The sequence below is a fragment of the Tsukamurella sp. USMM236 genome, from assembly GCF_037148755.1.
Classification (GTDB): Bacteria; Actinomycetota; Actinomycetes; order Mycobacteriales; family Mycobacteriaceae; genus Tsukamurella.
Genome location: NZ_JBBCSS010000002.1, coordinates 206,227 through 219,483 on the forward strand (window position 1 = coordinate 206,227; position 13,257 = coordinate 219,483).

The 13,257-nt window shown below is 72.2% G+C and carries 12 protein-coding genes; 3 read left to right on the forward strand and 9 right to left on the reverse strand.

Annotation, left to right across the window (positions count from 1 at the left end; translation table 11 throughout):
• Positions 1-10 precede the first annotated feature (10 nt).
• The gene (locus tag WFK95_RS06815) at positions 11-490 is read left to right on the forward strand and encodes a Rieske (2Fe-2S) protein (protein WP_224647189.1); all 480 of its coding nucleotides are present in this window, start codon (positions 11-13) and stop codon (positions 488-490) included.
• 121 nt (positions 491-611) lie between these two features.
• Positions 612-2,096, forward strand: coding sequence for a flavin-containing monooxygenase (locus tag WFK95_RS06820; protein ID WP_336670252.1), 1,485 nt, complete (start codon positions 612-614; stop codon positions 2,094-2,096).
• Positions 2,097-2,187: 91 nt separating this feature from the next.
• On the opposite strand, the gene WFK95_RS06825 is transcribed toward WFK95_RS06820, so the two are convergent.
• The 4 genes from WFK95_RS06825 to WFK95_RS06840 are packed head-to-tail and all read right to left on the reverse strand — an operon-like array spanning position 2,188 to position 4,683.
• On the reverse strand, positions 2,188-2,859 hold the full coding sequence (locus WFK95_RS06825) for a L,D-transpeptidase (protein WP_224647108.1): 672 nt from the start codon (positions 2,857-2,859) through the stop codon (positions 2,188-2,190).
• Between the two features lie 38 nt (positions 2,860-2,897).
• Positions 2,898-3,524 (reverse strand): CPBP family intramembrane glutamic endopeptidase, encoded by a 627-nt coding sequence (locus WFK95_RS06830; RefSeq protein WP_224647110.1) that lies wholly within the window; start codon positions 3,522-3,524, stop codon positions 2,898-2,900.
• Positions 3,506-4,318 (reverse strand): hypothetical protein, encoded by an 813-nt coding sequence (locus tag WFK95_RS06835; protein WP_336670253.1) that lies wholly within the window; start codon positions 4,316-4,318, stop codon positions 3,506-3,508. The genes WFK95_RS06830 and WFK95_RS06835 overlap by 19 nt, the downstream gene beginning before the upstream one ends.
• 29 nt (positions 4,319-4,347) lie before the next feature.
• A complete protein-coding gene (locus WFK95_RS06840) occupies positions 4,348-4,683 on the reverse strand; it encodes a hypothetical protein (protein WP_224647113.1) in 336 nt (111 codons plus the stop codon).
• 65 nt (positions 4,684-4,748) lie between these two features.
• On the opposite strand from WFK95_RS06840, the gene WFK95_RS06845 reads away from it, so the two are divergent.
• Positions 4,749-5,084 carry an RNA polymerase-binding protein RbpA gene (locus WFK95_RS06845; RefSeq protein WP_068534369.1) on the forward strand — a complete coding sequence of 112 codons (336 nt, stop codon included), beginning with the start codon at positions 4,749-4,751 and terminating at the stop codon, positions 5,082-5,084.
• A 68-nt stretch (positions 5,085-5,152) separates the two neighbouring features.
• Here WFK95_RS06845 and WFK95_RS06850 read toward each other — a convergent pair whose 3' ends face one another.
• The 5 genes from WFK95_RS06850 to cobN form a co-directional block, all read right to left on the reverse strand.
• A complete protein-coding gene (locus WFK95_RS06850) occupies positions 5,153-5,911 on the reverse strand; it encodes a polyprenol monophosphomannose synthase (RefSeq protein ID WP_336670255.1) in 759 nt (252 codons plus the stop codon).
• A complete protein-coding gene (lnt, locus tag WFK95_RS06855) occupies positions 5,908-7,443 on the reverse strand; it encodes an apolipoprotein N-acyltransferase (protein WP_336670256.1) in 1,536 nt (511 codons plus the stop codon). Before lnt ends, WFK95_RS06850 begins: the two co-directional genes overlap by 4 nt.
• A complete protein-coding gene (locus WFK95_RS06860; RefSeq protein ID WP_336670257.1) occupies positions 7,440-9,002 on the reverse strand; it encodes an amidohydrolase in 1,563 nt (520 codons plus the stop codon). The genes lnt and WFK95_RS06860 overlap by 4 nt, the downstream gene beginning before the upstream one ends.
• Positions 9,003-9,020: 18 nt before the next feature.
• On the reverse strand, positions 9,021-9,548 hold the full coding sequence (locus tag WFK95_RS06865; protein WP_336670258.1) for an FxsA family protein: 528 nt from the start codon (positions 9,546-9,548) through the stop codon (positions 9,021-9,023).
• A gap of 111 nt (positions 9,549-9,659) precedes the next feature.
• Positions 9,660-13,232 carry a cobaltochelatase subunit CobN gene (gene cobN / locus WFK95_RS06870; RefSeq protein ID WP_336670259.1) on the reverse strand — a complete coding sequence of 1,191 codons (3,573 nt, stop codon included), beginning with the start codon at positions 13,230-13,232 and terminating at the stop codon, positions 9,660-9,662.
• Positions 13,233-13,257: the final 25 nt, after the last annotated feature.

Sequence of the window (13,257 nt, forward strand, 5' to 3'; positions counted from 1 at the left end):
GGACCCTGTGATGCAGACAACTCAGCCAACCTTCTGCCCCACGCGGCGCGCGGTGCTCGCGGCCCTTCCCGGTATCGCGATCCTGCCCGTCGCGGTGGCCTGTGGAACGACCTCGAAGACCGACGACTCCTCGTCGGGCTCCACTCCAGCGAACGACACCTCGTCGAACGGCACCTCCGGCGGCGGCACGGCGCCGGGCGGCGGCGCCCGGATCCCCGTTGCCCAGGTGCCCGTCGGGAGCGCCGTGGTGATCGCGGGCGCGAAGCCCTACGTGGTCGCCCAGCCCACCGACGGAGCGTTCGTCGCCTTCGACGCCGCGTGCACCCATCAGGGCGTGACCGTGGCGGCGCAGGACGGCCTGTCCCTGCAGTGCCCGGCGCACGGGAGCAAGTTCAACGGCGGCACGGGCGCGGTCGAGGGCGGGCCCGCGAAAACGGCGCTGGCCTCGGTCCCCGTGCGCCGCGACGGGGAGAACCTCGTCGTCGGGTGACGCCGGGGTGATAGACGTAGACCCGCAAGCTACCGCGTTGTAGCATGGCGGGAACGTTATTGAATTGGTCTCAGTAGGCAGCCACCGCCGGGACCGTCACCACTTCGACGAGGAGACTCCCGTGGCCAATCCCGAGGCGATCTACAAGGACGTGCTCATCGTGGGCGCCGGTCTCGCCGGCATCGACACCGCCTACCGCGTGTCGAACGAGGTCCCGCACTTCAGCTACGCCGTTCTCGAGCAGCGCGCCGAGATGGGCGGCACCTGGGACCTGTTCAAGTACCCCGGTATCCGCTCCGATTCCGACATCTTCAGCCTCAGCTACCCCTTCCTCCCGTGGAAGGGCACCAACCGCCTCGCCAGCGGCCCGGAGATCAAGGCCTACATCGAAGAGGCCGCCGCGAAGTTCGGCATCACCAAGAACATCAGCTTCAACACCAAGGTCGGCACCGTCGACTTCGACTCGCGTACCGACCTGTGGTCCGTCACGGCGGAGCGCGACGGCGAGCAGGTCGTGTACCAGTCGCGCTTCCTCGTGGCGTGCACCGGCTACTACAACTACGAGGCGGGCTACGAGCCGCCCTTCCCCGGCGTGGACCGGTTCCAGGGCCAGATCGTGCACCCGCAGCACTGGCCCGAGGACCTCGACTACAAGGACAAGAAGGTCGTGGTCATCGGGTCCGGCGCCACCGCCATCACCCTGATCCCGTCGATGGCCGACGACGTCGAGCACATCACCATGCTGCAGCGCTCCCCCACGTACGTGCTGCCGGTCCCCAACGCCGACCCGCTGACGATGTTCGGCGCGAAGGTGCTCCCGGCGACCGTCTCGCACAACATCACGCGCAACGTGAACGCCGTGATCAACGTCGGCCAGTACGTCCTCGCACGGTCGTTCCCGAAGACCTCGCGCAAGTTCCTGCGCAAGCTCAACCAGGCCATGCTGCCCGAGGGCTACGACGTGGACGTCCACTTCAAGCCGAAGTACGAGCCCTGGGACCAGCGCCTCTGCGTCGTCCCGAACGGCGACCTGTTCAAGACGATCAAGGACGGCAAGGCCGAGGTGGTCACCGACACCATCGAGACCTTCACCGAGAAGGGCATCCGCCTGACCTCGGGCCGCGAGCTCCAGGCCGACATCGTGATCACCGCGACCGGCCTGCAGCTGCTGGCCTTCGGCGGCGTCGAGGTCAACGTCGACGGCGCCCCGATCAAGCCCAACGACAAGTTCGCGTACAACGGCTACATGCTCGAGGGCGTGCCGAACTTCGCGTTCATCATCGGCTACACCAACAACTCGTGGACGCTGCGCGCCGACATCTCGGCCCGCGGCATCGCGCGCCTGCTCAACCACATGGTGGTCAAGGGCTACACGCACGTCGAGCCGCAGGTCGGCGGCAAGGTGCTGACCGAGCACCCCGCGCTCGACCTGAGCTCGGGCTACGTGCAGCGGTCGCCCGACGCGATGCCCAAGGCCGCCACGGAGCAGCCGTGGATGATCCGGCACAACTTCGTGCTGGACTCGCTGGACTACCAGCGCTCGCGCGTCGACGCCCCCGAGCTGAAGTTCGGCACCGTCGCGGCGGCGTCGAAGGCCGGCGTCTGATCGCCTGACCCGGAACCGAGAGAACCCGCCCCCTCCAGAGGGGGCGGGTTCATTCGTCGTGTGCGGGCCGGGAGGCCCTCCGGGAAGGGGCCTACGAGCCCTGCACGTAGGTGCCGCCGACGGTGTTGCGCACCACGATCGGCGAGCCGATCGGGAAGTTGTCGTAGAAGTACTTGCCGTTGGCCGTGCTCACGTTGAGGCAGCCGTGGCTCACGTTGGAGACGCCCTGCTGGTTCACCGACCACGGGGCGGCGTGCACGAAGATGCCGCTCCAGGACATGCGCGTGGCGTACTCGACGTAGGTGCGGTAGCCCTCCGGCGAGTCGACCGGCACGCCGTACGTGGACGAGTCCATGTACATGTCGCGCTTCTTCTCCATGGTGTAGTACGTGCCGTTCGGCGTGGGGTGCTTGTTGGTGCCGAAGGACGTCGGCATGGTCTTGACGACCTCGCCGTCGTGCCACACGGTGATCTGCTTGGTGTTGTCGTCCGCGAGGGCGACCCAGCCGGTCTTGGTCGCGACGGGAGGCTCCGGCGAGGCCGCGACGGTCGTGCTCGTCTCGGTGGCGCCCGAGGGCGTGGACGGGCCGGTGGGCCGCGGCGTGGCCGGGCGCGGGGTGGTCGGGCGCGACGGGGTGGTGGGCGCTGCGCCCGCGACGGCCGCGGAGGCCGTCGCGGCGACGATCGCCGCTGCGGCGCCCGCGCCCAGGCGTGCGAAGCCGCGCCGGTCGACGCCGGTGGGACCGAGGTTCCGGTCAGTCATCGTTGTTCCTCCTGCGGTATCAAGCTTTGCGCACGATTCTACGGGTCCAGGGCCTCAGGTGAAGAAATCCCTGAACCTGAGCTGAGGATCACACCGCTCGCGTTCAGCATCCAATGGACCACGAAGCAGGGCCACCACCTGCCGGTTCGTCGCGCGAGGGCGTCCATCAGGGCCCCGAAGCCCGCGGTGACGCCGATTGTCGGAAGGACGGGGTCGTGAGCGCTGTGCGCGGCGCCGACGTGCCACAAACCGAACGTCAGCGGCCCCGCCACGGCGCCCGCCCGTCGGCCGTAGGCGGCCTCCAGCGCCGGCGTCAGCGACCCGCGGAAGAGCAGTTCCTCCGGCAGCGCGGTGCCCAGCGGGATGTCCACGAGGACCCACTTCGCCCGGTTCGACGGTGCCTCCCGCCGCACGGGCCGGACGAGGGCCAGACCCGCCCCGGCGAGCGCTCCCCCGGCGACGACGCCGGCCGCCGTCGGGACGTGCGACCGGGCGAGGGCGGCGTCCGCGGCGCAGAAGGCGAGCGTCGCCGCCGAGCGGGCGTCCCGGTTCCAGCCGAACCGGTCCGCGAGGCGCGGCAGCGCCGCGTTGGACCACGCCACCGCGGCGCCCGCCGCCAGCGCGGGTGCTCCCCGCCGAGCCCGGGTCACTGCATCGTCACCCACGAGCCGAGCGAGCGGAACAGCGTGGCGGAGAAGGGCAGGTCGCTTCCGTAGCGCGCCGGATCGCGGGAGGCGTCCTCCTGCAGGGCGTGGCTCACGCCGCGCAGCCGCACGTAGTTCGCGTGGGTGCCGGTCATCACGTCGGCGAGGTCCTGCGTGGCGGAGCAGTCGACCGCGACGTCCGCGTCCGAGCAGGTGACGATGTTGTGCTTCTGCGGCGGCAGGGTCATCGCGGTGCGCAGTACGTCGGGCGTCCCCGCGGGCAGGCCGGTCAGCACGGGCTCGATGAGGGCCATCGGCACGGCAGCGCGTCCGGTGGCGCCGGTGCCCAGCGCGAGCGTCAGGGCCGCCGACGCACCGTGCCCGACGGCCAGCAGCCGGTCGTCGCCCAGGCCGGACCGCTCGGCGAGCGCCGTGAGGCCCTTCCCCGCGCGGTCCAGCTGGGCCGCGTAGTCCGGGACGTCCGACGGTGCGCCCTCGAACCGCAGCGAGGCCACGCCGTGCTGGGCGAGCATCACCGAGAGCTCGCGCGCGGCGATCTGCCCGGCCCGGTCCGACCCGGCGAGGATCAGCGCGGCGCGCAGTCGCTGCGGATTGCGCGGCGAGACGTAGACGGCGGCGCCCGCGCTCACGGGCACCTGGACCGTCGACTCGTTCCAGTCCGCGGGCAGCGCCGCGGGCGCGGGCGGCGCGGGCTCCTGCGAGATCACCGGGGTGGGCTTGTCCGACGCGCACGACGCGACGGCGAGCAGCATCGCGAGGAGCACTGCGGCGAACCGCGTCCGGGCGTGGGTCATCGACTTCCCTCTCGTGGTTCGGCGCGTGGTCAGCGCAGGCGTTCTGCGGCGCGCGCGGTCTCGACGAGCCGGTCCGCGAGCTCGGCGAGTTCGGCCGGCTCGGCGCCCTCGGCGATGGCGGTCCGCACGTCCTCCGCGGCGCATCTCACCTCGAACATACGCTCCCCGACCGACTCGGCCTCGTCCGCGGTGAGGACCACGGAATCCGGAGGCAACGAGGTACCGGCGAGGGCGTTGCGGGACTCGTAGGCGCGCTGCCGGCAGGACCGGCGGCAGTACTTGCGGGTGCGGCCCGGCCCCTCGGAGACCACCTCGCGCCCGCACCACGCACATGCGGCGGACCTGCGACGGCGAGCGGTGGTCATGGGCCGCAGTCTAGTGAACCGGGTAGACTGGGAATGTTCGGCGTAGGCATGAGGTTGGGAGAAGCATGGCAGATCGAGTTCTACGGGGCAGCCGCCTTGGCGCGGTGAGCTATGAGACGGATCGGGACCACGACCTCGCTCCGCGCCGGGTGGCGCGGTACCGCACGGACAACGGTGAGGAGTTCGACGTCCCGTTCGCGGACGACGCCGAGCTCCCCGGCACCTGGCTGTGCAAGAACGGGCTCGAGGGCACCCTGATCGACGGGGTCGCACCCGAGGAGAAGAAGGCGAAGCCGCCGCGCACGCACTGGGACATGCTGCTCGAGCGGCGGTCCGAGGGCGAGCTCGAGGAGCTCCTCAAGGAGCGGCTGGACCTGCTCAAGGCGCGGCGCGGTAAGTAACGCGAGGTTCGTCCGACGAACACGAAGGGCCCCGGATCACTCCGGGGCCCTTCGGCGTTCCTGCGGTCCTACTTGCCGCGCAGCTTCTGCAGCTTGCGCTTGCGGGCCCGGAAGCCCCACTTCGGCACCAGGGTGGCCGCCTCCTTGAAGATCGAGCCGCTCATCTTCGAGTCGCCGATCACCCGCTCGGTGAAGGTGATGGGCACCTCGACCACGGTGAAGCCGGCCTGCACGGCGCGCCAGGTCAGGTCGATCTGGAAGCTGTAGCCCAGCGACTCGACCTCGTCGAGGCCGAGGCCCTCCAGGGTCTCGCGGCGGAAGGCCTTGTAGCCGCCGGTGATGTCGCGGATACGGGTGCCCAGCATGACCTGGCTGTACACGTTGCCGCCGCGCGAGATCAGCTGGCGCGAGAGCGGCCAGTTCACGGTCTTGCCGCCGAAGACGTAGCGGGAACCGATCACCAGGTCGGCGCCGGCGTCGATCGCGGCGAGGTGCCGCTCGAGCTGCTCCGGGGCGTGCGAGCCGTCGGCGTCCATTTCGACGATGACGCGGTAGTCGCGCTCCAGGGCCCACTTGAAGCCCGCGATGTAGGCGCCGCCGAGGCCGTTCTTCTCGGCCCGGTGCAGCACGTGGATCCGGGGATCCTCGGCTCCCAACGAGTCGGCGAGGTCGCCGGTCCCGTCGGGGCTGTTGTCGTCGACCACGAGCACGTCGACACCGGGCTGCGCGCGGTGCAGCCGGCCCACGATGAGCGGCAGGTTCTCCAGCTCGTTGTACGTGGGGATGATCACCAGCGTCTTCGACGACGGCGCTGACGTCTCACTCATGCAGGTTCCTCGGTCCGTGGGCGGGGCTGAAACAGACCTCCATCGTGCCTTATCGCCATCGCGATTCCGCAGAGGGTGGCCACGAGCAGTGCCACCTCGCCCCAATCCCCCAGTCGCGCGGCCGGGGTGAGGCCGTCGCGCAGGCGGATCGTCTCGACGAGGTGGTCGTTGGTCCAGATGCTCGTCTGCCGGGTCACCTCGCCGTCGGGGCGCACCAGGGCGCTCACCCCGGTGGTGGCGGCGACCACCACGTCGCGGTCCAGCTCGACGGCCCGGACCCGGGACATGCCGAGCTGTTGATAGGTCATCCCGGTGCGCCCGAAGGTGGCGTTGTTGGTGGGCACGGTGAGCATCTGCGCGCCGTTCTCGACGGACCCGCGCAGCGCCCGGTCGAAGGCCACCTCGTAGCAGGTGGCGACGCCGAGCGGGACGCCGTTCGGGCGCACCACGCCAGGCCCGCTGCCCGGGGTGAAATCGTTCGCGAGGTCGACGTAGTCGCTGAACAGGCGGAAGAAGTCCCGCATCGGCATGGTCTCGCCGAAGGGCTGCAGGATCGCCTTGTCGTGCCGCTCCAGCGGGCCGCTCGCGTCGATGAGGGTCATGCTGTTGTAGTAGCGGCCGGTGCCGTCGTAGTGCACGGTGCCGACCAGGATGGGGGCGCCCACGTCGGCTGCCGCCGCGCGGATCCTGGCCGCGACGTCCGGGTCGCGTTCCGGCGAGACGTCCGAGGAGTTCTCCGGCCAGATCACCACGTCGGGCTGCTTCTGCCGGCCCTCCCGGACCTCGGTCGCGAGTCGGTGCGTCTCGGTCAGGTGGTTGGTGAGCACGGCCTCGCGCTGGGTCGCGACGTCCCAGCGCTGCTCCGGCACGTTCCCCTGGATCGCGGCGATGGTCACCTCGCGCCCCGCCGACGGTGCGCCGACGGCCGGCCACGCCGCCGCCGCGCCGATCGCGACGAGGGCGGCCGCGGCCGCGGGCAGCAGGAACGTCCGACGGTCCGCGCGACGGTACGCCGCGACGCCCGCGGCGGCGAGACAGGCGCCGAGCAGGGCCACCGCGAAGGACAGGCCGGGCGCCCCGACGTACCGGGCGAGGGCGAGCAGCGGACCGTCGGCCTGGCTGAACGCGAGCCGGCCCCACGGGAAGCCGCCGAAGGGGAAGGAAGCGCGGGCCCACTCGGTCACGGCGAACGCCGCCGCGACCCACACGGGGCCGCCGGGGGCGCGGACCACGCGCGTCGCGATCAGCCCGAAGACGCCGTAGTAGAGCGCGCAGGTGATCCCGAGGCCGATCCACGGAAGTGCGCCCACCATGGAGTCGATCCACTTGAGCAGCGGGATGAACAGGCCCAGACCGGCGAGGAGGCCGTACCCGAAGCCGCCGCGGAGTGTCGGGCGCTCGCGGGTGGCGAGCACGGCGACGAGCGCCGCGACGCCGACCGGGGCGAGCCACCACAGGCCCGCGGGCGGGAAGGCGAAGAACAGCGCGACGCCGGCGAGCAGCGCGGCTCCCCCGCGGACCAGGAGTGTCACGCCGCGAACACCGTCCGGCCGTCGACCACGGTGCGCTGGCAGCGGGGCAGGCGGGCGCCGGGCGCGAGGTCGGGCAACGGCGCGACGCCGGCGCGGGGGTCGGTCGACCAGCGCTGCACGGCGTCCGACGGTGCGCGGACCACCAGCTCGTCGGCGTCCCACACCGCGAACGTCGCGGGCGCGCCGGGGACCAGGGTCCCGGCGACGCCGTCGCGGACTCCCCCGGCGCGCCAGGCGCCGCGGGTGGCGGCGGCGAACGCGGCGCGGGGCGAGACAGCGCTGCCCGGCGTGTGGTGCTGCGTCGCGGCACGCAGGGTGGCCCAGGGATCGAGCGGGGTGACGGGCGAGTCCGAGGAGAAGGCGAGCGGCACGGCGTTCTTCGCGAGCAGGGCGAAGTCGTTGAGGGTCGCGGCGCGCTCCGCGCCGAGGCGGCGCGCGTACATCCCGTCGGGGCCGCCCCACAGGGCGTCGAACTGCGGCTGCATCGAGGCGTTGACGCCCCAGTCGCCCAGCTTCGCGGCCTCGTCCGGCGTGACCATCTCCGCGTGCTCGATCCGGTGCCCGCAGGAGGCGACCCGCGGCCCGCCGAAGGCGTCGACGGCCGCCGCGAACGCGGCGACCACCCGGGCGACCGCCGCGTCGCCGATGGCGTGGAAGCCTGCCTGGATCCGGGCTCGGGTGCAGGCCAGGACGTGCGCGGTGACGGCGTCCTGGTCGAGGTAGGCGACGCCGGTCGACGGTACGTCCGCATACGGCGCGTGCAGCAGGGCGGTGCGGCTGCCGAGCGATCCGTCGACGAAGAGGTCGCCGGCCAGGCCGTCCGCCCCGGTGCGGTAGATGATCGCGCGGGCGTGGTCGGCGTCGCGGGCGGCCTCGCCCCAGTAGCGGCGCACGTGGACGCCGTGCTCGAGGGCGCCGAGGAGAGTGAAGTCGCGCTCCCCCGCGATGTCGGGCCCGCCGCACTCGTGGACGGCGGCGATGCCGGCAGCCGCGGCGGCGTCGAGGGCGGCGGTCTGGGCGGCGGTGATCTGCGCGTCGGTGAGAGCGTCGGTGGCGGCCGCGCGGACGGCGTGGTGCGCGGCGGCGGTGAGCGGACCGTCGGGCGAGAAGCCGGCGAGGCCGTCCAGGCCGGGCACGAGGGCGCGCAGCGCGGTGCTGGCCTGCGCGGAGTGCTCGTCGATGCGGGCCGCGTAGATCACGCGGTGCTCGTCGAGGTCGGTGCGCTGCAGCGGGCGTTCCCAGGTGGTGTCGTCCCATCCGCGGGCGATCACGGTGTCGCCGGAGGCGCCGGAGAGCGCCGCGCGGACGGCGTCGAGCCCGCCGGTGAGGTCGGGGCCGGTGAGCGCGAGGCCCGTCGCGGTCACGTGCACGTGGGTGTCGACGAAGGCGGGCGCGACGAAGGCGCCGGCGAGGTCGGTGACCTGCGCGTCCGGGTGCAGGGCCCGCGCCGCGCGATCCTCCCCGATCCAGCCGATCACCCCGTTCTCGACGGCGATCGCAGTGGCGGTGGTGGACGTGGGCGTGTAGATCCGCCCGCCGACGAGCAGTTCGGTGGTCACGAAGGACCAGTCTGCCAACTACGGGGCGGGCGGCAACTCGCGGTACCCCGGGCGCGGTCCCGGGCCGCCGAAGTCGACCACGGGCTCGGCCGGCGTGCGCTGGTCGGTGACCACGTCACCGTCGACGACGGTGCCGTAGCCGCGCGGCTGGCCGGCGAGGACCGTGACCAGGCCGGACTCCTCGACGAAGGACGCGACGCGCTTGGCGCCGACGTACGCGACCGCGGGCCGGACCACCGCGCGCACCGGCTTGACCAACAGCAGCAGGCCGAGGGCGGTGCTCACCACGCCGGGCACGGCGAGCAGGAAGACGGCCGCCGCGAGGATCGCAGTGTCCATCAGCGCGGGGCCCGCGGACCGCTGCCCGTCGAGGGCCTCCCCGAGGTCGCGGAGCACGCCCGCGGCGGTCCGGCGCAGCATGAGCACGCCGAGCACGGTGGCGCCGATCATCGCCAGCACGGCCCAGCCGAAGCCGAGCCAGGACACCAGCCCGGCGAACGCCGCGATCTCCACGACGATGTAGGTCAGGAACGCGAAGAGCTTCATACCGGTACAACGGGCGATCCGGGCGAATGGTTCCCGGCCCCCTCGCGATTGAACGACGTTTTGGAGAGGAAACCCGCAGGTGGCGTTCTCCAAAACGACGTTCAATCGGGATCAGCGGTCCTCGAGGTCGCCTTCGGTGTCGAGGTAGGCCTGCTGGAGGGCGGCGAGGAGCTCGGGGTCCGGGGACTTCCACAGCTCGCGCTGCGAGGCCTCGAGGAGCCGCTCGGCGATGCCGTGCAGCGCCCACGGGTTGGACTCCTCCATGAACTTCCGGTTCTCGGGATCGAGGACGTAGTTCTCGGTGAGCTTCTCGTACATCCAGTCGGCCATCACGCCGGCGGTGGCGTCGAAGCCGAAGAGGTAGTCGACCGTCGCGGCCATCTCGAAGGCGCCCTTGTAGCCGTGCCGGCGCATCGCCGCCATCCACCGCGGGTTCACGACGCGGGCGCGGAAGACGCGGTTCGTCTCCTCGCTCAGCGTGCGCGTCCGCACCGCGTCCGGCCGGGTCGAGTCGCCGACGTAGGCCTCGGGGTCCGAACCGGTGAGATGACGGACCGTCGCGACCATGCCGCCGTGGTACTGGAAGTAGTCGTCCGAGTCGGCGATGTCGTGCTCGCGGGTGTCGATGTTCTTCGCCGCGACGTTGATCCGCCGGTACGCGGCGCGCATGTCGTCGGCGGCCGGCGCCCCGTCGAGCCCGCGGCCGTAGGCGTAGCCGCCCCAGGCCGTGTAGACCTCCGCGAGGTCGGCGTCGCTGCGCCAGTTCTTCGAGTCGATGAGCTGCAACAGGCCGGCGCCGTAGGTGCCGGGCTTGGAGCCGAACACCCGCGTGGTGGCCCGACGGGGATCGCCGTGGTCCGCGAGCGCGGCGCGGGTGTGCGCGGCGACGAAGTTGGAGTCGTCCGGCTCGTCGAGCTGCGCCACCAGCTGCACGGCGTCGTCGAGCATCGCCACGACGTGCGGGAAGGCGTCGCGGAAGAAGCCGGAGATGCGGACGGTGACGTCGATGCGCGGGCGGCCGAGCTCCTCCAGTCCGATGACCTCGAGGCCGGACACGCGCCGGGACTGCTCGTCCCACACGGGCGTGACGCCGAGCAGCGCCAGCACCTCGGCGATGTCGTCGCCGGCGGTACGCATGGCCGACGTGCCCCACACCGACAGCCCCACCGACTTCGGGTACTCGCCGTGCTCGTCTCGGTATCGCGAGACCAGCGAGGCGGCCAGCTCCTGCCCCGTCGCCCAGGCGAGCCGCGAGGGCACCGCCTTCGGATCCACGGAGTAGAAGTTGCGGCCGGTCGGCAGCACGTTGATCAGCCCGCGCAGCGGCGAGCCCGACGGGCCCGCGGTCACGAAGCCGCCGGCGAGCGCGCGCAGCACGTGGTCGAGCTCGTCGCCGGTGCGGCGCAGTCGCGGCACGACCTCGGTCGCCGCGAAGTCCAGGATCTTGGCCACGGCCGGGTCGTCCGTGAGGCCCGGCATCGCCGACGGTGCCCAGTCGGCGGCCGCGGCGGCGACGACGAGCTCGCGGGCGCGGGCCTCGAACTCGTCCGTCTTCGCTTTCGACGCGGTGCCGTCCTCCTCCAGGCCCAGGGCCTCGCGCAGGCCCGGCGTGTGCACGGAGCCCGCCCACATCTGCTTGGCCCGGAGCATGGCGAGCACGAGGTCGGTCTCCGCGTCGCCCGACGGTGCCGCCCCCAGGATGTGCAGGCCGTCGCGGATCTGGACGTCCTTGATCTCGCACAGCCAGCCGTCGACGTGCAGGATCATGTCGTCGAAGGCGTCCTCGTCGGGCTGGTTCTCCAGGCCGAGGTCGTGATCGAGCTTCGCCGCCTGCAGCAGCGTCCAGATCTGCTGCCGGATCATCGGCAGCTTCGCCGGGTCCAGGCTCTGCACGTTGGCGTACTCGTCGAGGTGCTGCTCCAGCCGCGCGATGTCGCCGTAGCTCTCCGCGCGCGCCATCGGCGGGATCAGGTGGTCGACGAGCACGGCGTGCGCGCGGCGCTTGGCCTGCGTGCCCTCGCCCGGGTCGTTGACCAGGAACGGGTAGATCAGCGGCAGGTCCCCGAGCGCGGCGTCCGTGCCGCACGAGGCGGACATGCCGAGCGTCTTGCCGGGCAGCCACTCCAGGTTGCCGTGCTTGCCGAGGTGGATGACCGCGTCGGCGCCGAAGCCGTGCTCGCGGTCGGCGAGCCAGCGGTAGCTCGCCAGGTAGTGGTGGCTGGGCGGCAGGTCCGGGTCGTGGTAGATCGCGACGGGGTTCTCACCGAAGCCGCGCGGCGGCTGCACCATGACGGTGAGGTTCCCGAACCGCAGCGCGGCGATCGCGATGTCCCCCGAGCCGGTGGTGAACAGCGAGCCTGCCGCCTGGCCCCAGTGCTCGGTCACCGCGTCGCGCAGGTCCCGCGGGAGCGTCGCGAACCAGGCGCGGTAGATCGCGGGGTCGACGGTGACCTCGCTCCCGTCGAGCCGCTCGTCGGAGAGCCAGTCCGGGTCCTGGCCGCCGCGGGCGATGACGGCGTGGATGAAGGCGTCGGAGTCGTCGGCCTCGAGCCCGGGGATGTCCGACGGTGCGCCGACGTCGTAGCCCGCGTCCGCGAGGCGACGGATCAGTTCCAGCGCCGACTGCGGCGTATCCAGGCCGACGGCGTTGCCGATACGGGCGTGCTTGGTGGGGTACGCGGAGAGCATGAGCGCGATCTTCTTGTCCGCGTTCGGTATGGATCGCAGCCGCGCGTGCCGCAGCGCGAGGCCCGCGACCCGGTCGGCGCGCTCGGCGTCCGGGACGTACGCGGGCAGCCCGTCGTCGCCGATCTCCTTGAAGGAGAAGGGCACGGTGATGATCCGGCCGTCGAACTCCGGGATCGCGACCTGTGTCGCCACGTCGAGCGGGCTGAGGCCGTCGTCGCTGCCCTCCCACTGCTCGCGGGAGGTGGTGAGCGCCAGGGCCTGCAGGATCGGGATGTCGAGCGCGGCGAGGCGGCCCACGTCCCAGGACTCGTCGTCGCCGCCGGCCGCGGCACCGGCGGCGTTGACGCCGCCCGCGGCGAGCACCGTGACGACCAGGGAGTCGAGCGTGCTGAGCTCGGCGAAGAGGGCGTCGTCGGCGGTGCGCAGCGAGGCGCAGAAGATCGGCACCGCCACGGCGCCGCGCGCTTCGATCGCCGTGGCGAGCGCGTCGATGTAGGCGGTGTTGCCCGCGAGGTGCTGGGCGCGGTAGTACAGCACGCCGATCCGCGGGCCGTCCTGCGCCGCCGCCGGCCGGTCCACGATCCCCCACTGCGGCGCCGCGACCGGGGGCTCGAAGCCGTCGCCGGTGAGCAGCACCGTATCCGAGAGGAAGTGGTACAGCTGCGCCAGATTGTCGGGGCCACCCTCGGCGAGATAGGCGTGCGCCTGGGTGGCGACGCCGGCGGCCACCGTCGAGGCCTCCATGAGGTCGGCGTCGGGCGCCTGCTCCCCCGAGACCACGACGACCGGCTTCCCGCTGGCCGCCAGCGCGTCGAGGCCGCTCTCCCAGTACCGGCGGCCGCCGAGGATGCGCACCAGCACGATGTCGGCACCGTCGAGCAGGCCGGGGAGGTCGAGCTCCACGCTGATCCGCGCGGGGTTGGCCCAGCGGTAGTCGGCGCCGCTGGCCTTCGCGCTGAGGAGGTCGGTGTCCGAGGTGGAGAGGAGAAGGATCACCTCACCAACCCTAGTGGGCGCCGAT

Coding starts and splice junctions, on each gene's coding strand:
- WFK95_RS06845 (WP_068534369.1), top strand. CDS start 4,749: ATGGCAGATCGAGTTCTACGGGGCAGCCGCCTTGGCGCGGTGAGCTAT.
- WFK95_RS06815 (WP_224647189.1), top strand. CDS start 11: ATGCAGACAACTCAGCCAACCTTCTGCCCCACGCGGCGCGCGGTGCTC.
- WFK95_RS06850 (WP_336670255.1), bottom strand. CDS start 5,911: ATGAGTGAGACGTCAGCGCCGTCGTCGAAGACGCTGGTGATCATCCCC.
- WFK95_RS06840 (WP_224647113.1), bottom strand. CDS start 4,683: ATGACCACCGCTCGCCGTCGCAGGTCCGCCGCATGTGCGTGGTGCGGG.
- WFK95_RS06825 (WP_224647108.1), bottom strand. CDS start 2,859: ATGACTGACCGGAACCTCGGTCCCACCGGCGTCGACCGGCGCGGCTTC.
- WFK95_RS06865 (WP_336670258.1), bottom strand. CDS start 9,548: ATGAAGCTCTTCGCGTTCCTGACCTACATCGTCGTGGAGATCGCGGCG.
- WFK95_RS06835 (WP_336670253.1), bottom strand. CDS start 4,318: ATGACCCACGCCCGGACGCGGTTCGCCGCAGTGCTCCTCGCGATGCTG.